At 57.7% G+C, this 25,609-nt stretch carries 25 protein-coding genes; 18 read left to right on the top strand and 7 right to left on the bottom strand.

Translation table 11 applies throughout. The features are described from left to right. The first annotated feature begins 222 nt into the window (after positions 1-222). The 4 genes from lhpI (at position 223) to EKM04_RS01705 (ending at position 5,701) form a co-directional block, all read left to right on the top strand. On the top strand, positions 223-1,176 hold the full coding sequence (gene lhpI / locus EKM04_RS01690) for a bifunctional Delta(1)-pyrroline-2-carboxylate/Delta(1)-piperideine-2-carboxylate reductase (RefSeq protein ID WP_183896571.1): 954 nt from the start codon (positions 223-225) through the stop codon (positions 1,174-1,176). Positions 1,177-1,190: 14 nt separating this feature from the next. Next, on the top strand, positions 1,191-3,659 hold the full coding sequence (gene hrpB / locus EKM04_RS01695; protein ID WP_183896569.1) for an ATP-dependent helicase HrpB: 2,469 nt from the start codon (positions 1,191-1,193) through the stop codon (positions 3,657-3,659). Positions 3,660-3,730: 71 nt separating this feature from the next. Beyond that, the gene (locus EKM04_RS01700) at positions 3,731-5,038 is read left to right on the top strand and encodes an ActS/PrrB/RegB family redox-sensitive histidine kinase (protein ID WP_174154440.1); all 1,308 of its coding nucleotides are present in this window, start codon (positions 3,731-3,733) and stop codon (positions 5,036-5,038) included. A 72-nt stretch (positions 5,039-5,110) separates the two neighbouring features. After that, positions 5,111-5,701: an ActR/PrrA/RegA family redox response regulator transcription factor gene (locus EKM04_RS01705; RefSeq protein WP_183896567.1), complete on the top strand. Its 591-nt coding sequence runs from the start codon at positions 5,111-5,113 to the stop codon at positions 5,699-5,701. Positions 5,702-5,704: 3 nt separating this feature from the next. Here the strand turns inward: EKM04_RS01705 and EKM04_RS01710 are convergent, their stop codons facing one another. Continuing rightward, complete coding sequence (locus tag EKM04_RS01710) at positions 5,705-6,190, bottom strand: MmcB family DNA repair protein (RefSeq protein WP_183896565.1); 486 nt, start codon at positions 6,188-6,190, stop codon at positions 5,705-5,707. Positions 6,191-6,374: 184 nt separating this feature from the next. Between EKM04_RS01710 and EKM04_RS01715 the strand changes: the two genes are divergently transcribed. Further along, positions 6,375-7,058, top strand: a complete 684-nt coding sequence (locus EKM04_RS01715; protein WP_183896563.1) for a L,D-transpeptidase — start codon at positions 6,375-6,377, stop codon at positions 7,056-7,058. 146 nt (positions 7,059-7,204) lie between these two features. Here the strand turns inward: EKM04_RS01715 and EKM04_RS01720 are convergent, their stop codons facing one another. The 4 genes from EKM04_RS01720 to hslV form a co-directional block, all read right to left on the bottom strand. After that, the gene (locus EKM04_RS01720; protein WP_183896562.1) at positions 7,205-9,376 is read right to left on the bottom strand and encodes a malate synthase G; all 2,172 of its coding nucleotides are present in this window, start codon (positions 9,374-9,376) and stop codon (positions 7,205-7,207) included. 121 nt (positions 9,377-9,497) lie between these two features. After that, positions 9,498-10,463, bottom strand: coding sequence for a DUF1402 family protein (locus EKM04_RS01725; protein WP_174154435.1), 966 nt, complete (start codon positions 10,461-10,463; stop codon positions 9,498-9,500). A gap of 148 nt (positions 10,464-10,611) precedes the next feature. Further along, complete coding sequence (gene hslU, locus EKM04_RS01730; protein ID WP_183896560.1) at positions 10,612-11,922, bottom strand: ATP-dependent protease ATPase subunit HslU; 1,311 nt, start codon at positions 11,920-11,922, stop codon at positions 10,612-10,614. Between the two features lie 76 nt (positions 11,923-11,998). Further along, positions 11,999-12,526 (bottom strand): ATP-dependent protease subunit HslV, encoded by a 528-nt coding sequence (gene hslV, locus EKM04_RS01735; RefSeq protein ID WP_174154433.1) that lies wholly within the window; start codon positions 12,524-12,526, stop codon positions 11,999-12,001. 197 nt (positions 12,527-12,723) lie between these two features. Here hslV and hisB point away from each other — a divergent pair, with 197 nt between their 5' ends. From hisB to coaA, 7 genes are all read left to right on the top strand, one after another. Next, positions 12,724-13,320 (top strand): imidazoleglycerol-phosphate dehydratase HisB, encoded by a 597-nt coding sequence (hisB, locus tag EKM04_RS01740; RefSeq protein WP_183896558.1) that lies wholly within the window; start codon positions 12,724-12,726, stop codon positions 13,318-13,320. Positions 13,321-13,396: 76 nt separating this feature from the next. Continuing rightward, entirely contained in the window at positions 13,397-13,891 is a 495-nt protein-coding gene (locus EKM04_RS01745; RefSeq protein WP_183896556.1) for a DUF2628 domain-containing protein, read from the top strand. A gap of 1 nt (position 13,892) precedes the next feature. Next, positions 13,893-14,543 (top strand): imidazole glycerol phosphate synthase subunit HisH, encoded by a 651-nt coding sequence (gene hisH / locus EKM04_RS01750; protein WP_174154430.1) that lies wholly within the window; start codon positions 13,893-13,895, stop codon positions 14,541-14,543. Between the two features lies 1 nt (position 14,544). Continuing rightward, positions 14,545-15,279 (top strand): 1-(5-phosphoribosyl)-5-[(5-phosphoribosylamino)methylideneamino]imidazole-4-carboxamide isomerase, encoded by a 735-nt coding sequence (hisA, locus tag EKM04_RS01755; protein ID WP_183896554.1) that lies wholly within the window; start codon positions 14,545-14,547, stop codon positions 15,277-15,279. Continuing rightward, positions 15,276-16,052, top strand: coding sequence for an imidazole glycerol phosphate synthase subunit HisF (gene hisF / locus EKM04_RS01760; protein ID WP_183896552.1), 777 nt, complete (start codon positions 15,276-15,278; stop codon positions 16,050-16,052). The genes hisA and hisF overlap by 4 nt, the downstream gene beginning before the upstream one ends. Before the next feature lie 16 nt (positions 16,053-16,068). After that, positions 16,069-16,392, top strand: coding sequence for a phosphoribosyl-ATP diphosphatase (locus EKM04_RS01765; RefSeq protein WP_183896550.1), 324 nt, complete (start codon positions 16,069-16,071; stop codon positions 16,390-16,392). A 14-nt stretch (positions 16,393-16,406) separates the two neighbouring features. Beyond that, positions 16,407-17,390, top strand: a complete 984-nt coding sequence (gene coaA, locus EKM04_RS01770) for a type I pantothenate kinase (RefSeq protein ID WP_174154480.1) — start codon at positions 16,407-16,409, stop codon at positions 17,388-17,390. Between the two features lie 65 nt (positions 17,391-17,455). Here coaA and arfB read toward each other — a convergent pair whose 3' ends face one another. Together arfB and EKM04_RS01780 are read right to left on the bottom strand one after the other, a co-directional pair. Next, positions 17,456-17,890 (bottom strand): alternative ribosome rescue aminoacyl-tRNA hydrolase ArfB, encoded by a 435-nt coding sequence (gene arfB / locus EKM04_RS01775; protein ID WP_183896548.1) that lies wholly within the window; start codon positions 17,888-17,890, stop codon positions 17,456-17,458. Between the two features lie 213 nt (positions 17,891-18,103). After that, complete coding sequence (locus tag EKM04_RS01780) at positions 18,104-19,714, bottom strand: phosphoenolpyruvate carboxykinase (protein ID WP_183896546.1); 1,611 nt, start codon at positions 19,712-19,714, stop codon at positions 18,104-18,106. A 339-nt stretch (positions 19,715-20,053) separates the two neighbouring features. On the opposite strand from EKM04_RS01780, the gene chvI reads away from it, so the two are divergent. The 6 genes from chvI (at position 20,054) to ahcY (ending at position 25,421) form a co-directional block, all read left to right on the top strand. After that, the gene (chvI, locus tag EKM04_RS01785; RefSeq protein WP_108722659.1) at positions 20,054-20,779 is read left to right on the top strand and encodes a two-component system response regulator ChvI; all 726 of its coding nucleotides are present in this window, start codon (positions 20,054-20,056) and stop codon (positions 20,777-20,779) included. A gap of 64 nt (positions 20,780-20,843) precedes the next feature. Next, positions 20,844-22,619 carry a stimulus-sensing domain-containing protein gene (locus EKM04_RS01790; RefSeq protein WP_412762976.1) on the top strand — a complete coding sequence of 592 codons (1,776 nt, stop codon included), beginning with the start codon at positions 20,844-20,846 and terminating at the stop codon, positions 22,617-22,619. Continuing rightward, on the top strand, positions 22,609-23,073 hold the full coding sequence (locus EKM04_RS01795; protein WP_183896544.1) for an HPr kinase/phosphorylase: 465 nt from the start codon (positions 22,609-22,611) through the stop codon (positions 23,071-23,073). The genes EKM04_RS01790 and EKM04_RS01795 overlap by 11 nt, the downstream gene beginning before the upstream one ends. A 125-nt stretch (positions 23,074-23,198) precedes the next feature. Continuing rightward, a complete protein-coding gene (locus EKM04_RS01800; RefSeq protein ID WP_045231065.1) occupies positions 23,199-23,600 on the top strand; it encodes a PTS sugar transporter subunit IIA in 402 nt (133 codons plus the stop codon). Positions 23,601-23,615: 15 nt separating this feature from the next. Then, positions 23,616-23,891 (top strand): HPr family phosphocarrier protein, encoded by a 276-nt coding sequence (locus EKM04_RS01805; protein ID WP_183896542.1) that lies wholly within the window; start codon positions 23,616-23,618, stop codon positions 23,889-23,891. A 129-nt stretch (positions 23,892-24,020) separates the two neighbouring features. After that, positions 24,021-25,421 (top strand): adenosylhomocysteinase, encoded by a 1,401-nt coding sequence (ahcY, locus tag EKM04_RS01810; protein ID WP_183896541.1) that lies wholly within the window; start codon positions 24,021-24,023, stop codon positions 25,419-25,421. The last annotated feature ends 188 nt before the right edge of the window (positions 25,422-25,609 follow it).

Consider the following 25,609-nt stretch of genomic DNA (forward strand, 5'->3'; position numbering starts at 1 on the left):
ACTTATAGAGGACACCAATCAAACAAGTCAACACACCCAATTCATAAAAATAAAGAAAATGTATAAGATGTTGATTTAATTGAGGTATTTTGGGGATTCTTCTGTGCTGCCTGTTTTCGGCTCACAAATCCCCCCGATTTCCATGGCATTGCGCGCCCTTCCCTTCACCCAGTCGTGCCAGATTGCTAAGGTCTCCCCTGTTCATCAGATCGGAGCCGCCACATGCTTGTTCTCAATGTCGAAGAAACCCGCCATGCCCTGCATTGGCCAGCTCTTATCGATGCGATCGAGACGATGTTTCAGGGCAGATGCATTATGCCGGTGCGCCATCATCACGAGGTTGAGGTCCCTGGGGAAAGCGACGCTACCCTGCTGATGATGCCCGCCTGGGTACCCGGCTCTTATATGGGGGTGAAGATACTCTCTGTCTTTCCTGACAACAGCCTACGCTCATTGCCGGCCATCTTCGGAACCTATCTTTTGTCGTCGGCCAAGACCGGTGAGATGCTGGCTGTCATCGAAGGTGGAGAGCTCACGGCGCGGCGCACGGCAGCGACATCGGCGCTCGCTGCCAAATATCTTTCGCGTGAGGACGCGTCGTCGATGTTGATGGTTGGAACGGGGCGTCTGTCCCTCAATCTCATTCAGGCCCATGCCACGACCCGCAATCTCACATCTTTCCAGATATGGGGGCGCAATGCTGCTTCAGCTGAAAAGACCGCTGAAGAGGCGCGGCAGCATGGGTTCAATGCCAGCGCATGCGACGATCTTGAAGAGGTCGCTCGGAAAGCAGACATCATTTCTTGCGCGACCTTGTCCCATGAGCCCCTGATCAAGGGGGACTGGCTAAAGCCGGGTGCACATCTCGATCTGGTCGGCGCATTCAAGCCCACGATGCGCGAGAGCGACGATGTGGCGGTCAGACGCGCCACTGTTTATGTCGATACAGTCGAGGGCGCATTGAAGGAGGGTGGCGATATCGTCCAGCCTCTCCAAGCGGGTATTATCCAGCGTGACGACATTCGCGCCGAGCTTTCCGATCTGGTGACTGGTCGCCACAAGGGCCGCCAGAGCGAGAATGAGATCACCCTGTTCAAATCCGTGGGCGCTGCGCTGGAGGATCTCGCGGGGGCGATCCTTGCCTATGAAAGCGTGACGGCAAACCCGAATTCCTGAGTGGCATGACACATATGACAGAGCAAACGTTGCCCAGCCTGCCGGTCACAGAGGTGCTGACCAACATTGGCGAGGCGCTGGCAAAAAGACGACAGGCTGTGCTGTCTGCACCACCGGGTGCGGGCAAGACGACGCTGGTGCCGCTCTTCTTGCTGGATCAGCCATGGCGCGGTGACGGCAAGATCATTCTGCTGGAGCCTCGAAGGCTCGCGGCTCGTGCTGCCGCCAGCCGCATGGCGTCTTTGCTCAGCGAGGCCGTCGGCGAAACCGTGGGCTACCGTATGCGGCTGGACAACCGCGTCTCGGCGAAAACCCGGATAGAAGTGGTGACCGAAGGTGTTTTTGCCCGCATGGTTCTGGACGATCCTGAACTATCCGGTATCTCCACCGTCATTTTCGATGAATTCCACGAACGCTCCCTCGATGGCGACTTCGGTCTGGCGCTGGCGCTGGACGTGCAGGCCGGGCTTCGCGAAGATCTCCGCATCCTCGTCATGTCGGCGACGCTGGATGTGGAACGGGTCAGCGGTTTGCTGACAGATGCGCCTGTTATCAAAAGTCTGGGCCGCAGTTTTCCGATCGATATCCGCTACGATGACCGAACGGGGCAGGACCGGATAGAAGACAAGGTTGCCCGGGCAATTGCGGAAGCGCATGATACAGAGAGCGGATCGATCCTTGCCTTTCTGCCTGGACAGGCTGAAATCACGCGCACGCTGGAACGCCTGGAGGGCCGGTTCGGCAAAGACACACATGTCATTCCGCTTTACGGCAACCTTCCCCAGAGGGAGCAGGATGCGGCCATCAGGCCGACCGAGCCGGGTCAACGTAAAATCGTCTTGGCAACGTCGATTGCCGAGACCTCTATTACCATCGATGGTGTGCGGGTTGTGATCGATAGCGGTTTGCAACGCCTGCCAGTGTTTGAGCCATCGACCGGCATGACACGACTTGAGACGGTGAAGGTGTCGCGCGCCTCTGCCGATCAGCGGGCGGGTCGTGCCGGGCGAACCGAACCCGGTATCGCCATTCGGCTGTGGCATGCGGGTCAGACGGCTGCGCTTCCCGCTTTCACCCCGCCCCAGATCCTGGCGAGCGACCTCTCGGGCCTTGCGCTCGATCTTGCCCATTGGGGTGTAACCGATCCAGCTTCGCTGGCATTTCTGGATCAACCACCGCAGACCGCGCTCATGGAAGCCCGCGCGCTCCTGACCAATCTTGGCGCGCTGGATGCGACGATGGCCATAACACCGCGCGGCAGGAAAATGCGCGAATTGACTATTCCCCCTCGGCTGTCTGCCATGGTGATTGCGGCCCACGACGCTGGACATGGCAATGAGGCAGCCATGCTGGCTGTGCTCCTGACCGAACAGGGGCTCGGCGGCAGCGATATCGACCTGGAGGAAAGGCTTCGGCGTTTCAGGCACGAGAAAGGCGATCGAGCCGCAGCGGCCAAGGGTCTCGCCAGACGGATTGCCTCCTCTGTCGGGAATGCACGTGAAGACACCCCCGTGCCCGTCACAGCGGGCGAACTTCTGCTGCATGCCTATCCCGATCGCATCGCGTTTCAACGCGGCGCGCGCGGACGTTACGTGATGGCAAACGGCCGGGGGGCCGAACTTGCCGAAACGGAACGTCTTGCCACGGAGAAAATGCTCGTCGTGGCCGATGTGACAGGGCGTGCCGCGCAGCCTCGCATTCTAGCAGCGGCCTCGATACGTCGCGAAGATGTGGAAGAGCACGTGCCCGATGCGATCTACACAGAGGACCAGCTGTTTTTCGACAAAGCCAGCGGCCAGGTCCGTGCCCGTCGTGTCACCCGTATCGGGGCCATCGTTCTGGAGGAGACACCGCTTGGCAAACCAGGCGGTGAAAAAGCCGCTGTCGCGCTGGCCAACGGTATTCGGGACCATGGGCTGGCCATCCTGTCTTTCTCCAAAGAGGCACAACAGTTGCGCCAGCGGCTGGGCTTTTTGCACAGAACGATTGGTGAGCCGTGGCCGGATACATCCGATGTGTCTCTTGTCGCGCGTCTGGACGAATGGTTCATCCCTTATCAGCATGACGCCAGAAGCCTTCAGGAAATCAGGCCCAGTGGCATCATGGACGGGCTTCTGTCGCTTGTCCCGCATGCAGCACAGCGGGAACTGCCGAAACTGCTGCCGACCCATTTCGAGGCGCCGACCGGCCAGAGGCACCCCATCAGCTATGATGGAGAAGATCCGACGATCACCATCCGCGTGCAGGAACTGTTCGGGCTGAAGCAACACCCCGCTGTTGCAGGCGGCAAATTGCCACTGCTGCTGGAATTGACCTCGCCCGCCCACAGGCCGATACAGACCACGCGGGATCTGCCCGGTTTCTGGTCCGGCTCCTGGAAGGACGTGCGGGCCGACATGCGTGGACGCTACCCACGCCACCCATGGCCGGAAGACCCTGCCTCGGCGCAACCCACCAATCGCGTGAAGCCGCGCGGAACGTAGCTGTTCATTTTTCGCATGTGTTTATCGCAAAACCGCTTAAGAGAAACACATGCTTTAGAGGAGACGGGCGGATGGTAGCCCAGCCAGAAGAAAACACCCGGCTTGGCCGTGCCAGCCGTCACATCCGTCTGCAAACCATTGTCTGGTTGCGCTGGCTGGCCGTGGTAGGGCAGAGCGCAACGATCCTGATCGTTGCCTTCGGGCTGAATTTCCCGCTGCCTCTTTTGACCTGCGCCGTGTTGATCGGGGCGCTTGCCGTCGCAAACCTCTTCCTGTCGGCACGCTTTCCGGCAACCTATCGGCTCGAGCCCTGGGAAGCGACCCTTCTTCTAGCCTTCGACCTACTGCAACTGACGGCGTTGATCTACATTACCGGCGGGCTTTCCAACCCGTTTGCGCCGCTGATCTGCGTACAGGTCATCATTGCGTTTGCATCGCAGCCGATGAAGCACTCATTGATGCTGCTGATCTTTGCCCTGGTTTGCGTCACGGCCATCGCATTCTCCCCCTTCCCGGTTCCCTGGTACCCGGGCGAAACATTGCCGATCCAACTCATCATCCATATCGGCATATGGTGCTCCATTGTCGCCATGATGCTGTTTGCCGCCTTTTACGCCTATCGAGTCTCGCATGAGGCAAACCAGCTGGCGGATGCGCTGGCGGCCACGGAGCTGGTTCTGGAGCGGGAAAAGCACCTGTCTCAGCTGGATGGGCTGGCGGCGGCGGCGGCGCACGAGCTTGGCACGCCGCTGGCGACGATCAGTGTCGTGGCCAAGGAAATGGAGCGGGAGCTTGGCAATGATGAGCGCTTTCGCGAAGACGTGGCGCTGTTGCGCAGCCAGAGCCAACGATGCCGCGATATTCTCCGGCGGTTGACGTCACTATCTGCCGAGGGTGAAGAGCATCTGCGCAAGCTTCCGCTCTCCTCGCTCATCGAGGAGGTCATGGCACCGCACCGGGAATTCGGCATCAAGCTTCGACTTGTCGAAAAGAGCGGTCGAAGCGGTGAGCCGGTCGGCGCACGCAATGCCGGCATTCTCTATGGCCTCGGCAATTTGCTGGAGAACGCGGTCGATTATGCGCGCGAATCGGTAACGGTGACGGTCGAGCATGATGCGCAGCAGGTGAAGGTGACGATCGAGGATGACGGCCAGGGCTACGCACCGGATATTCTGGCGCGGATCGGTGAGCCCTATGTCACCAAGCGTCAGGATGTGACCCGTGCTGGCGGTCTGGGCTTGGGACTGTTCATTGCAAAGACGCTGCTCGAGCGCTCCGGGGCGACGCTGAACTTCGAGAACCGCGGACCAGATGCCGCAGGGGCAAGGGTCACAGTTGTCTGGCCTCGCGACATTATGGACGATAATAAAGACAAGTGACAGCATTGGGCTCGGCTGGCAGCACACAAGCCCGATACCTATATATATGATGCAGTGGACGGGAGATCAGGCATGAGTAACGAACACCAAAATCATGAGGCAGACCCCACGACAGCGGAACAGACCAACCCGATCGGACCGGACGCCTCGCTTTTGATCGTCGATGATGACGGTCCGTTTTTGCGCCGGCTGGCACGCGCCATGGAAACCCGTGGCTTTACCGTAGAGACAGCGGAATCGGTCAGCGAAGGCATCGCCAAATCCAAGCTGGCACCGCCCAAATATGCCGTCGTGGATTTACGGCTGGGTGACGGCAATGGTCTGGACGTGATCGAAGCCATTCGCCAGCATCGTGACGATACGCAAATCGTGGTCCTGACGGGCTATGGCAACATCGCCACTGCCGTAACGGCGGTGAAGCTCGGCGCGCTGGATTACCTGGCCAAGCCTGCCGACGCCGACGATGTCTTCAATGCGCTGACCCAGCGCGAAGGCGACAAGATGGACCTTCCGGAAAACCCGATGTCAGCAGACCGGGTGCGGTGGGAGCATATTCAGCGTGTCTATGAAATGTGCGAGCGTAACGTTTCGGAGACGGCACGGCGCCTCAACATGCACCGGCGCACTTTGCAGCGCATCTTGGCCAAGCGCGCACCGAAGTAATATTCAGTCGGAATAATCCTTGCCGGTGGACCACTCGGCCATCATCAGGCGACGGGCGGCTGCGCGTGCGAAATCCAGCATCAGTGACTTGCGCGTAGCGGGCGGCAATTTATGCTCCGGGGCTTCGCGCACCATGTGTGCGCCATAGCCATCCGAAACAAACAGCCCACACTCTTCAGGAAAGATATCGAGCGGCACCCCGCTATGGGTCGCAAAGAAGAGCCTGTCGCAATGCTGACGATAATCAGGCCATTTACGGTCTACCTTGAAGTCCTCGATCGAGGATTTGATTTCGATGATCCATATCTCGCCCTTGACCGACACGCTGATGAGATCAGCCCTGCGACCGCTGGACAGCGCCAGTTCAGGCAGGACTGCGTGCCGCATCTCGTTCAATAAAATCTGAACGCCACGACGCACGAGCATCGCATTTTGCGATTGGCGACCGTCGATTAACGGATTGTTGTTGACGATGGAAAGAATAGTCATGGATAAACCCAGGCCATCGAGGCCTTCTCATGTTGCAAAAAGGCCATCCGGCCATAATTTCGCGTGCCATATTCTCTTGCTGCGATGCAACGGCTTGCCAACACAAGATTAATCGAAAATAACCCATCTATTCAATAGAGCTTCATGCATCGTCTGAAATGGCGATATTTCCCGCGAGAACATCATGCGACTTCGCACTATTTTGACTGCCCTCGGCCTGTCGTCGGTCTTTGCTCTGGGCGGTTGCGCCTCGACATCGACACAGACCACGCCTGCGACCGCCTCGGCACCTGCCTATGTTGAAACGACACAGATCTTCGGCGACGAAGTTTATAGCGCGACGACCGATGCCGGTTACGCCCTTCCGGCCATTCCGATCAACCGTGTGGACAAGCGTTTTCACCGCCAGATCGTAAGCTACGAAACACCGGAAAAGGCAGGCACGGTCATCGTCAACACCCGTGAGCGCTTCCTTTACTACATCCTGCCAGGCGGCAAGGCTGTTCGTTACGGTATCGGCGTTGGCAAGCAGGGCTTTGCATGGGCCGGTGAAGCCTATGTTGCGTGGAAGCAGGAATGGCCGATGTGGCATCCGCCCAAGGAAATGGCAGATCGCAAGCCTGAAGTTGCCCGTTACGTCGAAGGCGGCATGGGCCCGGGCCTGACCAACCCACTTGGCGCACGCGCTATGTATCTCTTCAACGACAAAGGTCAGGACACGCTGTTCCGCATCCATGGTTCGCCAGAATGGGCATCCATCGGCACGGCTGCCTCATCCGGCTGCATCCGCATGATCAATCAGGACGTGATCGACCTCTACAGCCGCGTCCGTCCCGGCCGCAGCTCCAAGGTCATCGTGATCCAGTAAGATCACCTGAAACAGTGATGGGAAAAAGCCGCCGAGGATGTCCCCGGCGGCTTTTTTGTTGGGCGAGACGCCCCGGGTCTTAACGATCGGGCAGCCTGTAGGGGCCGTGAAGCGCTGATGGCCCGCGCTTCACAACATAGGATGCCTCAGCCGTTGGACTGATTCGATTTCAGTTCCAGACGGCGGCGGTGGAGAACCGGCTCCGTGTAGCCGTTTGGCTGGTCCCGGCCCTTCAGCACCAGTTCAAGGGCGGCCTGGAAGGCGATGGACTTCTCGAAGTTCTTGGCCATCGGCTGGTAGGCTGTGTCGCCTGCATTCTGGCCATCCACCACCGCCGCCATGCGCTTCATGGTCTCGATAATCTGCTCTTCCGTCACCACCCCATGGCGCAGCCAGTTTGCCATGTGCTGGGCCGAAATGCGCAACGTAGCGCGGTCTTCCATCAGGCCGACATTGTTGATGTCTGGCACTTTGGAGCAACCGACGCCCTGATCGACCCAGCGCACGACGTAACCCAGAATGCCCTGAGCATTGTTGTCGAGTTCCCGCTGGATTTCGTCTGCGCTCCAGTTGGGACGCACTGCAACTGGTACGGAAAGAATGTCGGACAGCTTTGCGCGCTCGCGACTTTTCAGGCCATTTTGAACCGTCGCCACATCGACGCTGTGATAATGCGTGGCATGCAGCGTCGCAGCCGTGGGAGAGGGAACCCAGGCGGTGTTGGCACCGGCTTTGGGGTGCGCAATCTTCTGTTCCAGCATCGCCGCCATCAGGTCGGGCATCGCCCACATGCCCTTGCCGATCTGGGCATGGCCGGACAGGCCGCATTCGAGACCGACATCGACATTCCAGTTTTCATAGGCTGCGATCCACGAGGCCTGCTTCATATCACCCTTGCGAATCATCGGCCCCGCTTCCATCGATGTGTGGATCTCATCGCCCGTGCGATCGAGGAAGCCTGTGTTGATGAAGACCACACGATCCTTGGCAGCGCGAATGCACTCCTTGAGGTTGACGGTGGTGCGGCGCTCCTCATCCATGATGCCCATTTTGATGGTGTTGTGTGCCATGCCGATCAGCGTTTCGACACGACCGAAAATCTCAGACGCGAAGGCCACTTCTTCCGGGCCATGCATCTTCGGCTTGACCACATACATGGAACCGGCGCGCGAGTTCTGGCGGTTCCCGTTCGGACCGACATCGTAGAGGGCAATCAACCCGGTCACCACGGCGTCCATGATTCCTTCGGGGACCTCTCGGCCATCACGGTCGAGAATCGCGGGATTGGTCATGAGATGGCCGACATTGCGAATCAGCATCAGAGAGCGGCCCGGCACCGTTAGCGCAGAACCGTCTGGCGCCGTATAATTGCGGTCGGGGTTGAGGCGGCGCGTGAAGGTTTTGCCGCCCTTGGCGACCTCTTCCGTCAGATCGCCGCGCATGAGGCCAAGCCAGTTTCGGTAGGCGACGACCTTGTCTTCCGCGTCGACCGCAGCCACGGAATCTTCGCAGTCCATAATCGTCGTCAGCGCCGATTCCACGATGACATCGGAAATACCTGCCGCATCGCTGGTACCGATATCGGTCGATGGGTCGATGACGATGTCGACATGAAGGCCGTTCTTCCTGAGAAGGATCGACGACGGTTTGGGCGCATCGCCGCCGAAACCAGCGAACTGGGCCGGATCTTTCAAGCCAATCCAATTGCCGTCAGCAGCGATTTCCAAAACGCCATTGGTAATTTTGAAACCGGATATGTCAGACCATGTGCCGCTCTCCAGTGGCGCGGAGCGATCAAGAAAATCCCGTGCCCAGGCGATGACTTTTGCACCGCGCTTGGGGTTGTACCCCCTGCCCTTTTCAGCACCGTCATCTTCCGAGATCGCATCCGTGCCGTACAGCGCGTCATAGAGCGAGCCCCAGCGCGCATTGGCGGCATTGAGCGCGTAGCGTGCATTCATGACGGGCACGACAAGCTGCGGACCGGCCAGGCCGGCAATTTCGAGATCGACATTTTGCGTATCGACCGTGAAGGCGTTGCCTTCTGGTAGTAGATAACCGATGTCACGCAGAAAGTTTTCATAAGCGGCAAGATCGACCGGCGCCCCGTTTTCCCGATACCAGCTATCCAGCTTTTCCTGAAACGCATCCCGCTTGGCCAGCAAATCGCGATTTTGAGGGGAAAGCGAATGGACGATGTCTGAAAAGCCCGAGAAAACGGCATCGACGTCCAGGCCCGTCTCTGGAAGGACCTCATCCTTCAAAAAGCGATAAAGCGTTTCGTCAAATGAAAGACCGTGCTGTTCAATGCGGCTCACCGTATATCTCCCTTGTCAATACTGGGGCGGAGAGTGGACACTGAAAGCCTGTCTCGTCAATCGCAAGCCAGCGCCAAACGGTTTGCTTGTGCCAGAATCTCCGCCCGAGTTCGTTTGGATTTCACAAAAGACGCTGTAGTTCCGGCAGTTTTTCGTTCACCAGCCAGCCATAATAATTTTCCTCCGGCATCAGCGGCGCTTGACCGCTGCCAGCGCGCTGGCGATTTTTCTGCGCTAGCGCTGCCGCGCGTTGCTGGCTGCCGCCGAGATTATAGAGGGTGGAGGTCAGGCCAGGATTTTTGGAAATATCCATGTCGGCAATCGATTTGTAGTCATCGATGGATTTGCGGATGGCAGCAGCCATATAGGCCAAAGAGTGATCCGGCTCCATGATCGCAGTGTAGACCGCCGACGCGTCGTTCTCATCCAGCTTTTCAAAACCCGACACACGCGCCACGGTATCCGACAGCATCAGCGCCGTCAGCGGGTTGATCTGTCCGAGACCGAAAGTCTGGCCCGCATAGAAAGGCTGGAAGAAAACCGCACTGAAACGATTGTCGGGGTAGCTGACGCCATCCACCTTCTTGCCTCGGAAACTGTCGTCCCAGACATCTTCGCGGCAGGTCCAGAGGCTGACGGACTCACGCTTCGACTGGCATTTCGAAAATTGCGCATGCGTCAAAAATTGCGCAATGCTCTCATCCTTGTAGCCGAATCTAAAGCTGTTGCCGGCGTAGGATGCGGCCTTGACGTAGTAGGATTGTAGCCGGTCATAGGCATCGACATTATAAGTGTGTTCGCCAACGATGGCGCCGATCATGTGAATGGGATCGATACCATAGCGGTTGGCTGTCGATTTTATCTTCGAAATCAGCTGCTTGTCGGTGGACAGGAGGTCCAGCACCTTCTGGTATTTACGCTCGAAGGTGGAGTTGGAGCCTTTCGTGCGGCGGGCCGAAGAGCCCGGAACATCCGGCTGTTCGGCGTTTCGGTTACCGGGGGGCACGATGGTTGCGCCCTCCGCAAAGGATTGCGAGACCGCACCAAAAGCCACGACAGCAGCCAATGCCAGAAGAGTTTTACGCACGAGCAAATGCCTTTTTCTCGGCCGGCGTGATAACCGGACCATTTCTCTTAAGAGCCGTTAACGCTTTCATTAGCGAAAAGCGGGACCGGATGTCGAGAGAAGGCTTGTAAAATAAGAGTGCGGCAAGAGTTGCCGCACTCGATATTCGTTAGAGAATGTAGCGAGAGAGGTCGGTATCGGCGGCGATGTCACCGACATGCTCTTTCACATAGGCTTGATCGATCTTCACCGCTGAGCCGCCGCGATCCGGCGCATTGAACGAGATATCGTCCAGGACGCGCTCCATGACGGTTTGCAGGCGACGTGCGCCGATGTTTTCCACCGATGCATTCAGATGCACCGCAACGTCGGCCAGCGCGTCGATGGCATCATCGGTGAATTCGAGGTTCAGCTCTTCCGTTGCCATCAGGGCGATATACTGGCGGATAAGGCTTGCCTCGGTTTCCGTCAGAATACGACGGAAGTCTTCCTTGGTCAGCGGCTTTAACTCGACGCGAATCGGCAGTCGGCCTTGAAGTTCCGGCAGAAGATCGGATGGTTTCGATACATGGAACGCGCCTGAAGCGATGAAGAGAATATGGTCGGTTTTCACAGGCCCATATTTCGTCGAGACGGTCGTGCCTTCCACCAGGGGTAGCAAGTCGCGTTGCACGCCTTCACGCGACACACCCGCACCCATGCCGCCATCGCGGGCCGCGATCTTGTCGATCTCGTCCAAAAACACGATGCCGTCGTTTTCGACCGACTTCACCGCTTCGCGCTGGATGAGTTCGTTATCCAGCAATTTGTCGGATTCGTCACGGATCAGATCGGCATAGGATTTCTCGACTGATGTCCGCACCTTCTTGGTCCGTCCGCCCATGGCCTTGCCGAACATATCCGACAGATTGAGAACACCGATATTGGCACCTGGTGGCATGCCGGGAATATCGAAACCGGGCATGCCAGAGCTCGTATCGGCCACTTCGATATCGATTTCCTTCTTGTCCAGCTCACCATCGCGCAGTTTCTTGCGGAAACTGTCTCGTGTGGCCGGGGAGGAGGTGGAGCCGACCAGCGCATCCAGCACGCGCTCTTCTGCGCTTGCATGGGCTTTCGCCTGCACTTCGATCCGCTTCTTTTCACGGATCAGCCCAATGCCGATTTCGACGAGGTCGCGGATGATTTGCTCGACGTCGCGACCGACATAGCCGACTTCGGTAAATTTCGTCGCTTCAACCTTGATGAAGGGGGCTCCCGCCAGCTTTGCCAGACGACGGGATATTTCGGTCTTGCCGACACCGGTCGGTCCGATCATCAGAATATTCTTCGGCATTACCTCGTCGCGCAGATCGTCGTCCAGCTGCTGGCGGCGCCAGCGGTTGCGCAGCGCAATGGCCACGGCGCGTTTGGCATCATTCTGGCCGATAATGTGACGGTCGAGTTCGGAGACAATCTCGCGTGGAGAAAAAGTTGTCATCTGATTCCTTTCGGCGTTCTGTTGCGGCCAGCCATAACGGCCCAGCCCGCAGAACCCATGGTTTTGGAAGGCGCAGTTACTCTGCGTCGAGCGTTTCAATCACGAGATTATGGTTGGTGTAGACGCAGATATCGGCTGCGATATCGAGCGCCCGACGTGCAACCTCTTCGGCCGACTTTTCCGTATCCATCAACGCACGGGCGGCGGCAAAGGCATAGTTTCCTCCGGACCCGATGGCGATTGCGCCATGTTCCGGCTCCAGGACATCGCCATTACCGGTAATTGCCAGCGTGATCGACTTGTCTGCCACCAGCATCATCGCCTCAAGATTGCGAAGATACTTGTCCGTGCGCCAGTCCTTGGCAAGCTCTACGGCGGCCCGCATCAGTTGCCCGGGATATTGCTCCAGCTTCTTTTCAAGACGGTCGAGCAATGTGAAGGCATCAGCCGTGGCACCCGCAAAGCCTGCGATCACGTCGCCGCCCTTGCCGATGCGGCGCACCTTGCGGGCATTGCCCTTCATCACGGTCTGGCCGAGGCTGACCTGACCGTCTCCGGCCATCACCACCTGGCCCGCCTTTCTCACTGTAATAATCGTCGTCATCAAACACCTGTTTGCCCTGAGTGGGCGTTGTCGGACCACCCTTGCGGTCCATTTCGAAGTTTATGTAAGTCCGGTTTTTGCGATTGCAAATCGACAGGCATGCGGCGGCCAAAGTGCGGTGCGGCAAGACGATGTAATGACTGGATATTTGCAAGCCTTGCTGATAAGGAACGCCCATATTGATACGGAGCAGCCAGATGGCAGAGCGTAGAGCCGAGATTTCCCGCAAGACGAACGAAACGAGTGTTTCCGTGCGCGTCGACATCGATGGAAAAGGCACGTCGAAGATATCCACAGGGGTGGGTTTCTTTGATCATATGCTCGATCAGCTTGCCCGCCACTCGTTGATCGACATGGAGATCGAGGTGAAGGGCGACCTCCACATTGATGATCACCACACGGTCGAAGACACGGGCATCGCCATCGGTCAGGCTATCGCCAAGGCACTGGGCGACCGTCGCGGCATCACCCGTTATGCTTCGCTCGATCTTGCCATGGACGAAACCATGACCAAGGCTGCCGTCGATATTTCGGGTCGTCCGTTTCTCGTCTGGAATGTCGCGTTCTCAGCGCCGAAGATCGGTACCTTCGACACCGAACTGGTGCGGGAGTTCTTTCAGGCGCTGGCGCAAAATGCCGGGATCACCCTGCATATCCTCAACCATTACGGTGCCAACAACCATCATATCGCTGAAACATGTTTCAAGGCCGTTGCCCGTGTGCTGCGAGCAGCGACCGAAATCGATCCGCGTCAGGCAGATCGCGTTCCCTCCACAAAGGGCATGCTGGCCTGAGCGGGATGAAATCGTCAAAACGGTTCCAAGGCAATGGCGCCTTTATCCGTGGCTGAGAGCATTGTCAGGAAGACCGATGACATCTTATCTGGTTCTGGAAGCACCCGGCGGTCCTGATCGCGATCATCGCTCCACACGGTTCATAGCCGACCGGTTTTCATGGCTTGCGCTGTTGTTTCCCTGGGTCTGGTTTGCCATCCAGCGCCTCTGGTGGCTGTCGATCGGCATCATCATCTTGCAGGTGGCAGCAAGCCAGATGTCGCGCATCGAAGACCTTGGCATCGCAAACGCACTATTCGCACTGATGGTCGGCTTGATAGCCGGATTCGAAGGCAGAAACATGGTGGTTCGCCATCTGGTTTCCCGGGGTTGGATCCTGAAGACAGTGATTCACGCCCGCGATCTTGCCACGGCGGAAGAGATTTATTTCTCGAACCTGCCCGCTGAAGATTTCTCGCAGACGTCCAACATCCCGCATCCGGACTGGAAGCGGGATCGCAAAACCGGCAACGGGTTCATGAGCAACGATCCTGCCGGATCGTTTCAGTTCGATCTGAATGGAAGGCGCTGATATGCGTGTAGCAATTATCGATTATGGCTCCGGCAATCTGCGCTCTGCGACCAAAGCCTTCGAGCGCGCCGCCCGTGAAGCCGGGATCGATGCGACCATAGACCTGACCGACAAGCCGGAGAATGTCGCATCGGCAGACGCTATTGTTCTGCCCGGCGTGGGTGCCTATGCCGATTGCCGCGCTGGCCTTGATGCCGTGACCGGCATGCGCGAAGCACTGATCGAGGCTGTCGAGATCAAGGGGCGCCCCTTTATCGGTATCTGCGTCGGCATGCAGCTCATGTCGTCGCGTGGGCTGGAAAAGACGACCAGTGAAGGTCTCGGCTGGATCAACGGTGATGTCGTGGAAATGACGCCCTCTGATCCTACGCTAAAAATCCCGCAGATCGGCTGGAACACGCTGGATCTGCACAGCCCTCACCCGCTATTCGACGGCATCCGGACCGGAGCCGACGGACTGCACGCCTACTTCGTGCATTCCTACCACCTTGCTGCCAAACATGCAGACGATGTCATTGCCACCACCAATTACGGTGGCGCGATGACGGCATTCGTTGGCCGTGACAACACGGTCGGCGCGCAATTCCACCCGGAAAAAAGCCAGACGCTCGGCCTCGCCCTCATCTCGAATTTCCTGCGCTGGAAGCCCTAACATGATCCTATTTCCTGCAATCGACCTTAAAGACGGCCAGTGCGTTCGCCTCAAGCTTGGCGATATGGAGCAGGCCACCGTTTACAACGAGGACCCCGGCGCACAAGCCAAAGCCTTCGAGGACCAAGGCTTCGAATGGCTGCATGTGGTGGATCTGAACGGCGCGTTCGCAGGGCAGACGGTCAATGGCGACGCTGTGGACGCTATCTTGAAATCAACGAAAAACCCGGTGCAACTGGGTGGCGGTATCCGAACGCTGGAGCATATCGAGGCGTGGCTGAACCGTGGTCTTGCCCGTGTCATTCTCGGCACGGTCGCCGTTCGAGATCCGGTTCTGGTGATCGAAGCCTGCACGCGTTTTCCCGGACAGGTCGCCGTCGGCATCGATGCCAAGGGCGGCAAGGTGGCCGTGGAGGGCTGGGCGGAAGCGTCTGAGCTCGGGGTGATCGAACTGGCCAAGCGTTTCGAGGGTGCGGGCGTTGCAGCCATCATCTACACCGATATAGACCGAGACGGCATTCTGGCCGGTATCAACTGGTCATCCACGCTGGAACTGGCAGACGCCGTTTCCATCCCCGTCATCGCCTCGGGTGGTCTGGCCTCCATCGAGGACATCAAGCGTATGCTGGAGCCGGATGCAGCCAAGCTGGAAGGCGCGATCTCCGGTCGCGCGCTCTATGATGGCCGCATCGACCCGGCAAACGCGTTGGCGTTGATCAAGGAGGCCCGCGCATGACCCTCAAGGCCCGCATTATTCCCTGCCTCGACGTGAAAGATGGCCGTGTCGTCAAAGGCGTGAACTTCGTCGATCTGATCGATGCCGGTGATCCGGTGGAGGCGGCGAAAGCCTATGATGCCGCCGGTGCCGATGAGCTTTGCTTCCTCGATATCACTGCCTCATCCGATAACCGCGATACGATTTTCGATGTGGTGTCGCGCACGGCGGACCATTGCTTCATGCCGGTCACGGTCGGCGGTGGCGTTCGGGCCGTGTCAGATATTCGCAAGCTGCTGCTGTGCGGTGCCGACAAGGTCTCGATCAATTCCGCTGCCGTGAAAGACCCGGATTTCGTGGCGCAGGCGGCGGATAAGTTCGGCAATCAGTGCATTGTTGTTTCCATCGATGCCAAGAAAGTGTCAGTTGCTGGCGAAACGGATCGCTGGGAAATCTTTACCCATGGCGGCCGCCAGCCGACGGGTATCGACGCCGTTGAATTCGCCATCAAGATGGTGGATCGCGGTGCTGGCGAATTGCTCATCACCTCCATGGACCGCGATGGCACCAAAAGCGGTTACGACATTGCGCTGACGCGCACCATCGCCGATCAGGTCCGCGTGCCTGTGATCGCTTCGGGCGGCGTCGGCACACTGGATGATCTTGTTGCTGGTGTGCGGGATGGCCACGCGACGGCGGTTCTTGCGGCCTCGATCTTCCATTTCGGCACCTATTCCATTGGTGAAGCCAAGGCCTATATGGCCGAGCATGGCATCGCCATGCGCCTCGATTAAGCCAAGGTAGCGAGAGATGACCAGCTTTTCCCTTTCCGATCTGGAGCGCATCGTCGCTGAACGCGCCAGCGCCTCGCCTGAGCAATCCTGGACGGCCAAGCTTGTGGCTGCGGGCCAACCCCGCGCTGCCAAGAAGCTGGGCGAAGAGGCGGTGGAAGCCGTGATCGCCGCCATATCCCATGATCGCAAGAACCTGAGGGATGAGGCCGCCGATCTGCTCTACCACCTGCTGGTCGTGCTCAAGATCGCAGATATTCCGCTTAGCGATGTTCTGGCGGAGCTGGAACGCCGCACCGGACAATCCGGACTTCAGGAAAAGGAATCGAGGCCTAGTCCATGACGACCGTGGCACGCATGGGAGGACAAGGCATGCCGAACACGCTCGATCATTTCCGCCCCGACGAATATTCCCCCTACCACTTCTTCAGCTCGGAAGAATGGTCGAAATTCCGCGCCGACACGCCGATGACGCTGTCGGCTGACGAATTGAAACGGCTGCGTTCGCTGAACGACCCTATCGACATGGACGAGGTCAAGCGCATTTACCTGTCACTGTCGCGCCTCCTATCGACCCATGTCGAGGCATCGCAGGTGCTGTTTGATCAGCGCAACCGGTTTCTCAATATGGCCGGCGTGGACAAGACACCCTTCGTTATCGGCATTGCCGGTTCCGTTGCCGTTGGCAAATCGACCACGGCGCGTATCCTGAAAGAGCTTCTAGCCCGCTGGCCGTCCAGCCCGAAGGTCGATCTCATCACGACAGATGGTTTCCTCTATCCCAACGAGGTGTTGCGGCGGGAAAACCTGATGGAGCGAAAGGGCTTTCCAGAAAGCTATGACATCGGCTCTCTCTTGCGGTTCCTATCGGCCATCAAGGCCGGGCAGCCGGATGTGAAGGCGCCGAGCTACTCCCACCTGACCTATGATGTGGTGCCCAACGAATTCACCACTATCGACCGGCCCGACATTCTCATTTTCGAGGGCATCAACGTCCTGCAATCTCGCGATTTGCCGGAAGGCGGGCGCATCGTGCCAATCGTGTCCGATTTCTTCGATTTTTCGATCTATATCGACGCCGATGAGGCCTTGATTCACCATTGGTACGTCAACCGCTTCATGAACCTTCGCCAGACCGCGTTTCGCGATCCGTCATCCTATTTCAATCGCTATGCTTCGATTTCGGAAGAAGCGGCCATGGCGATTGCCGAAGGTCTCTGGGAAAACATCAACCTGAAAAATCTGCGGCGCAATATCGTGCCGACGCGCCCGAGAGCCGATCTGATCCTGCGCAAGGGCCAGAACCACCTGATCGACACGGTGGCGCTTCGAAAGCTCTAGAGCCGTTGTTGAGCGCAGTTCCAGACGCAAAAGCGGTTCCAACTTTTGCGGGGATTGCTCTGACCCTATTCCTTTTCGGGCCTGCTGCGCATCTTCTTGACGTCGGAACGGCCAGATTTGGCTTTCAAACGTCTTTCCACCGAACCCTTGGTGGGCTTGGTGGCCCGGCGCGCAGGCGGCGGCGGTTCTGCGGCCTTCAGGACCAGTTCCTTCAAGCGCTCGCGTGCATCCTCGCGGTTTCGTTCCTGCGTCCGAAACCGGTTGGCTTCAATCATCAGGACGCCATCCTTCGAGACACGCCTGCCCCCGAGGTGAAGAAGATTGGTCTTGACGCGATCCGAGAGAGACGGCGAATTGGCGACGTCATAGAACAGCTGAACGGCTGTCGAAACCTTGTTGACGTTCTGCCCGCCCGGCCCGCCAGCCAGCACGAATTGCTCCGTCAGTTCCCATCCGGCAATCGTGATCCTGTTGCTGATAAATAGCGCGGCGCTGGCCATGTTCGTTCTCCGGAAGCGGTGATGCCACAGATCGGTGAGAATGAAAACCTTCCGCGTTCTATGAAACGGTTAAGCCCACAACACGCAAGGCTCAGCCCTCTCTCGACGTCATACTCGGGCTTGTCCCGAGGATGACGGCACAACTCCACTACAGGCTATCCATGAAAAAACCCGGCGCGAGGCCGGGTTTCACGTGAATTCATTTTCAAATGTTTACTCGGCAGCGGCCAACATACCAGGGGCTGCGTCGCGAACCTTGCCGTCCACATGATCTTCAAACTTGGTGAAGTTCGTAACGAACATGGAAACGAGCTTCTTGGCCTGCGCATCGTAGGCTGCGCCATCGGCCCACGTCGAACGCGGGTCGAGAATGCCATTGTCGATGCCTTCGAGCGCTGTCGGAACCGCAAAGCCGAAATTGACATCGGTGCGGAACTGGCCGTTTTTCAGTTCGCCCGTCAGGGCTGCACTCAGAAGCGCGCGGGTTGCCTTGATGGGCATACGCTTGCCGATGCCGTAGGCGCCACCGGTCCAGCCGGTGTTGACCAGCCAGCAATCGACGCCGTGTTTGCCGATCAGATCGCGCAGCAGATTGCCGTATTCCGCCGGGTGGCGCGGCATGAAAGGGGCACCGAAGCAGGTGGAGAAGGTTGCTTCCGGCTCGGTAACGCCCTTTTCCGTGCCGGCAACCTTTGCCGTATAACCGGACAGGAAGTGGTACATGGCCTGTTCCGGCGTCAAACGCGCGATCGGTGGCAGCACGCCGAAAGCGTCCGCTGTCAACATGATAATGGTTTTCGGATGACCAGCCAGACCCGTGTCGGATGCATTCGGAATGAAGTGTAGAGGATAGGCACTGCGGGTATTTTCCGTCAGCGACGTGTCGTCGAAATTGGGAACGCGGTTTTCGTCAAGAACGACGTTCTCCAGAACCGTGCCGAAGCGGCGCGTTGCGGCATAAATCTCAGGCTCGGCTTCGGCCGAAAGCTTGATGGCCTTGGCATAGCAGCCGCCTTCGAAGTTGAAGATGCCATCTTCGCCCCATCCGTGCTCGTCATCGCCGATGAGCGTGCGCGATGGATCGGCAGACAGCGTGGTCTTGCCGGTGCCGGAGAGACCGAAGAACACGGCGGCATCGCCATCGGGGCCGACATTGGCGGAGCAATGCATCGGCATCACGCCCTTGGCCGGCAACAGGTAGTTCAGAACAGTGAAGACAGACTTCTTGTTCTCACCGGCATAGGAGGTGCCACCGATCAGGACCAGGCCCTTGGTCAGGTCACAGGCGATGACGGTCTCTGTGCGGACGCCGTGACGGGCCGGATCGGCCTTGAAGCTCGGCAGATTGATGATCGTCAGCTTCTGTTTGAACGCGCCAAGCTTTTCACGCGACGGGCGGATCAGAAGATTGCGGATGAACAGACCGTGCCATGCAAGCTCGGTCACGACGCGGGTGGGAAGCGCGTTGTCTTCGTCGGCACCACCGATCAGGTCCTGCACATAAAGCGTCTTGCCGGCCGCATGGGCCAGCATATCCTTGTGGAGGATATCGAAATGCTCAGGCGACAACGGCTTGTTGTTGTCCCACCAAATGCTGTCTTCCGTGGAGGCGTCGCGAACGACGAATTTGTCCTTGGGGGAACGGCCGGTGTGCTGGCCGGTTACGGCCCGAAGCGCGCCGTCGGCGGTGATGTCTGCTTCGCCATTGCGGATGGCGTGCTCGTACAATTCACCCTCGATAAGGTTATAATGCACGGCGGCAACAGCGGACAGGCCCAACGCCGACACACCGTTTTCAGGATTACGTACTCCAAGTTCCTTCACGGGCGCGTTCCTTTTTCAAAAGACGAAAGCATTAAAATGTGTCCTGAAATTAATCTCGTCAATTTGAAAAAACAAGGCATCAATTTAAATAATTCAATAAATTCAATATATTAATCGATTTAAAAGATTTTATTTCGTTTTAAATCGGTTTAGTTCGTGTCTCTCACCGGCAAAGTTCCGATCCACGAAAATTACTGCTCATAAATCGGCGGCGATACGTCTGTTTTTCTTTGCCACAATTTGTTCCACCTTTATACTCATGAGAAATGCTCACGGCGCACAACCTTGGCTGGGATGGGATGTCGGGAGTAAAATATTATGACGATGGAGACCAATTTTATGCAGACTATTGCGCTTGTGGACGATGACCGAAATATTTTGACGTCCGTTTCGATTGCGCTCGAAGCGGAAGGATACAAGGTCGAGACGTACACCGACGGCGCTTCCGCTCTGGATGGATTGATCGCACGCCCACCGCAACTCGCGATCTTTGACATCAAGATGCCGCGCATGGATGGCATGGAGCTGTTGCGGCGTCTGCGTCAGAAGTCGGATCTGCCTGTGATTTTCCTCACCTCCAAGGACGAGGAAATCGATGAGCTGTTCGGTCTCAAGATGGGCGCTGACGATTTCATCACCAAGCCCTTCTCCCAGCGTCTTCTGGTGGAGCGCGTCAAGGCGATCCTTCGCCGTGCCAGCAGCCGCGACGCCGCCGTTCCCGGAGCGAGCCCGCTCAAGCCCACCGCAGACCAGCAGGCCCGTACGCTGGAGCGTGGCCAGCTCGCCATGGATCAGGAACGCCACACCTGCACCTGGAAGGGCGAGCCTGTGACATTGACGGTCACCGAATTCCTCATCCTGCACTCGCTGGCGCAGCGCCCCGGTGTGGTCAAAAGCCGCGATGCGCTGATGGACGCCGCCTATGACGAGCAGGTCTATGTCGATGACAGAACCATCGACAGCCATATCAAGCGTCTTCGCAAGAAGTTCAAACTCGTCGATAACGACTTCGACATGATTGAAACGCTGTACGGCGTAGGATATCGCTTCCGCGAAGCGGCCTGAGATACGGCAGCCATGATGTGACGCCGCGATATCGCGGCGCTGAGGGACGACGTTGCTGAACAAAATGCAGGACAGCGTATCGGATCATACCGATGCCGACGACCGTGAGAGCGGTCGGCGGCATCGTATTCATCCGCTGACGATCGTCCGGCGTATTTTCGGCAATGCCGTCTTTTCCAGCCTGACGCGACGCATTCTGTTTTTCAATGTCGCGGCGACCGTGGTGCTTGTCGGTGGTATCCTCTACCTCAATCAATTTCGCGAGGGTCTGATCGATGCCCGCGTCGAAAGTCTGCTGACCCAGGGCGAAATCATCGCAGGCGCTATCTCGGCATCCGCTTCGGTCGATACGAACTCCATTACCATCAATCCTGAAAAGCTGCTGGAGTTGCAGGCCGGTCAGAGCATCACGCCGGTACCCAATGACGAAGACCTGTCTTTCCCTATCAATCCCGAGCGCGTAGCGCCGGTACTGCGCAGATTGATCTCTCCCACGAGAACACGTGCACGCCTGTTCGACGCGGATGCCAACATCCTGCTGGATTCGCGCCATCTGTATTCCCGCGGTCAGGTGCTGCGTTACGATCTACCGCCGGTCACGCCTGAAACGCAGACATGGGGCGATTGGGTCGCCAGTATCTTCAACCGCATGCTGCAACCCAGCAGCCTGCCGCTCTACAAGGAAACGCCGGGTGGCGATGGCTCGATTTACCCTGAAGTAATGAATGCGCTGACCGGCGTGCGTGGTGCCGTCGTCCGTGTGACCGAAAAGGGTGAACTGATCGTTTCCGTCGCGGTGCCCGTCCAACGCTTCCGCGCCGTGCTGGGTGTGTTGCTCCTGTCCACGCAGGCCGGTGATATTGACAAGATCGTTCATGCCGAGCGCCTGGCGATCATGCGCGTCTTCGGTATCGCGACCCTCGTCAATATCGTGCTTTCGCTGCTGCTGTCGTCCACCATCGCAACACCCTTGCGCCGCCTGTCCGCTGCCGCCATCCGTGTGCGGCGCGGAGCCAAGGCACGCGAGGAAATCCCCGATTTCTCGGCGCGTCAGGATGAGATCGGCAATCTCTCCATTGCCCTGCGCGAAATGACCAATGCGCTCTATGACCGCATCGACGCCATCGAAAGTTTCGCCGCCGATGTCAGCCACGAGCTGAAAAACCCGCTGACGTCGCTGCGCAGCGCTGTCGAGACATTGCCACGCGCCAAGACAGAGGAATCCAAACAGCGGCTGACTGAAATCATCTTCCATGATGTGCGCCGTCTGGACCGGTTGATCAGCGACATCTCCGACGCATCACGTCTGGATGCGGAACTGGCGCGCGTCGATGCGTCACCTGTCGATCTGGAAGTCGTGCTCGGCAATCTGGTCGAAATATCCCGGCAGATCAGCGCCAAGAAAAAGAGCGTCACGATCGATTATGTGGTCGATCACAAGCCTGGTACCAAGACCAGTTACATCGTCAATGGCCATGATCTGCGGATCGGTCAGATCATCACCAACCTCATCGAGAATGCGCGTTCCTTCGTGTCGCAGGATGGCGGGCGGATCGTCGTGCATCTTCTGCGCCAGAAGGATCGTTGCATCGTGCGTGTCGAGGACAACGGGCCCGGCATTCAGGCTGAGGACATCGACCGCATTTTCGAGCGTTTCTACACCGACCGCCCCGCCAGCGAAGGGTTTGGCCAGAATTCGGGTCTTGGCCTTTCCATCAGCCGCCAGATCGCCGAAGCCCACGGCGGTACACTGAAGGCGGATAATATTCTCGACACATACGGCGTGATTTCCGGCGCACGTTTCAGCCTGTCGCTTCCTGCTGCCCATCATGAGCGTTGATCCTCCCAATCTTCACGCAACGGCCATCGTCATCGGCAAGACCGGATTGTTGTTCGTTGGACCCTCCGGCAGCGGCAAAAGCGAAATGGCATTCAGTTTCATCACGGAAGCCCAGCGCTGCGGCCTGGAAGCGGCTTTGGTGGCCGATGATCAGGTGTTGATGACCTGCAGCGGCGGGACGGTGATAGCCAACCGTCCGGCCGCTATTGCCGGGCTGTTGGAACTGCGCGGCAGCGGGATTATATCGCTCAAAAGCGTGGCGTCTGCCGAAATGCATTGTGCGATCACGTCGATGCCGTCGCCGGAGAGCCCTCGCCTGCCACCTGAAAACGAGAGGCTTGAATTGGGTGCGAGCGCATCGTTGCCGCTTGTGCGTATTCCGCGTGACAGCATCACCCCCTATGGAAAATTTGCTGCACTTGCTCAGAATCTTTTCATAACCAAGGGAATGTGAACGGAAATCGGGCGATTTGGGGCTTGCGCTTCGATTTTTCCTCATCAAGATGTGGCCCCACCGATAGACATGATTGCGGCATTGCGATAGTCGGCAATCATAATGCGTGTGCAAGGGAGCGTTTCATGATCGGACTGGTGCTTGTCACTCATGGCAAGCTGGCTGAGGAGTTCCGCCACGCCGTAGAGCATGTGGTCGGACCTCAGAAATTGATCGAGACGGTGTGTATCGGTCCCGAAGATGACATGGACCAGCGCAGGCAGGATATTATCGACGCCGTGACACGCGCCAATGACGGCAATGGTGTCATCATCCTGACCGATATGTTTGGCGGAACGCCGTCCAATCTGGCGATCTCCGTCATGAACAGCGGCAATGTCGAAGTCATTGCAGGCGTCAACCTGCCCATGCTCATCAAACTGGCGGGTATCCGCGTCGAAGATAACATGGAGAAGGCCTTGCAGGAGGCCTCGGATGCTGGCAGAAAATATATCAACGTCGCCAGCCGCGTTCTCAGCGGCAAATAAGAAGAAGATCGCTGGATGTCGTCTCTTTCGCGGGAATTGCTGATCGTCAACAAGCGTGGCCTCCACGCACGCGCCTCCGCGAAATTCGTACAGATGGTCGATGGTTTCGACGCGTCCATTGCCGTGTCCAAGGATGGGATGACCGTTGGCGGTACTTCGATCATGGGCTTGATGATGCTGGCGGCAAGCCCTGGCTGCACCGTTCTGGTCGAGGCCAGCGGAAATCAGGCGGAAGAGGCGCTCGCAGCGCTCGAAACACTGGTCGCCGACCGCTTCGGTGAAGAAATCTGATAACCACGTCATATAAAGACATAAAGACTTCTTTATATCGTTATTGCCAGATTGCCCCTGGCCTGCTACACCGCAACCTGAATTTTCAGGCAGCGGCTGGCCCCTGCCATCTTGGAGCAGGAGACACATATGAGTGCCGACAAAGATTATATCGTAGCTGACATCAACCTTGCCGATTATGGTCGCAAGGAACTGGACATCGCAGAAACAGAAATGCCCGGCTTGATGTCCTGCCGTGAAGAGTTTGGTCAGACTAAGCCATTGAAGGGCGCGCGGATCTCCGGTTCGCTGCACATGACCATTCAGACGGCCGTTCTCATCGAGACGCTGAAGGAACTGGGCGCCGAAATTCGCTGGGCGTCCTGCAACATTTTCTCCACACAGGACCACGCAGCGGCAGCCATCGCCGCCAGCGGCATTCCCGTTTTTGCCGTCAAGGGTGAAAGCCTGACGGAATATTGGGAATACACCGACAAGATTTTCCAGTGGGCCGATGGTGGCTTTTCCAACATGATCCTCGATGATGGCGGCGATGCCACCATGTACATCCTGCTCGGCGCACGTGCCGAAGCTGGTGAAGACATCCTGTCCAAGCCTGACTCCGAAGAAGAAGAAATCCTGCTCGCACAGATCAAGAAGCGCCTTGCCGCTTCCCCAGGCTGGTTCACCAAGCAGCGCGATGCCATCAAGGGCGTCACCGAAGAAACCACAACAGGCGTTCATCGCCTCTACGATCTCAGCAAGAAGGGCCTGCTTCCCTTCCCCGCCATCAACGTCAATGACAGCGTCACCAAGTCGAAGTTCGACAACAAGTATGGCTGCAAGGAATCGCTGGTCGACGGTATCAGACGTGCCACCGACGTGATGATGGCTGGCAAGGTCGCCGTCGTGTGCGGTTACGGCGATGTCGGCAAGGGTTCGGCTGCTTCACTTCAGGGCGCCGGCGCCCGCGTCAAGGTCACGGAAATCGACCCGATCTGCGCCCTTCAGGCGGCCATGGACGGTTTTGAAGTCGTTCTTCTAGAAGACGTCGTCGCGTCCGCTGACATCTTCATCACCACCACCGGCAACAAGGACGTCATCCGCATCGAGCACATGCGCGAGATGAAGGATATGGCCATCGTCGGCAACATCGGCCACTTCGACAACGAAATTCAGGTTTCCGCTCTCAAGAACCTGAAGTGGACGAACATCAAGCCACAGGTCGACATGATCGAGTTTGCCAAGGGCAACCGCATGATCCTTCTGTCGGAAGGTCGTCTGCTCAACCTCGGCAACGCGACGGGACATCCTTCCTTCGTAATGTCCGCCTCCTTCACCAACCAGGTGCTGGGTCAGATCGAGCTGTTTACCAAGCAGGGCGAGTACAAGAACGATGTCTACGTTCTGCCGAAACACCTCGATGAGAAGGTCGCACGCCTGCATCTTGAGAAGCTGGGCGTGAAGTTGACAGAACTTTCTGAGCTTCAGGCAGATTATATTGGCGTGTCCAAGGTGGGTCCGTTTAAGGCTGAGCACTACAGATATTGATTTTATGGTTAATATCCACATTTAATGCACTAGATATGGTTATGGCGGGCTTGACAAAGCTCGCCATTTCTTTTTGGCCCCTCCCTTTCCGGGGGTTTCCGAAGGCGGTATTGTGACAAGACTTGATTCGTGCGCGGGCATGGCGCGCGGAAATGGGATGTCTTGTCGAGAATGCGGCACATAGGACG

The sequence above is a fragment of the Rhizobium skierniewicense Ch11 genome (genome assembly GCF_023757665.1).
GTDB lineage: Bacteria > Pseudomonadota > Alphaproteobacteria > Rhizobiales > Rhizobiaceae > Agrobacterium > Agrobacterium skierniewicense.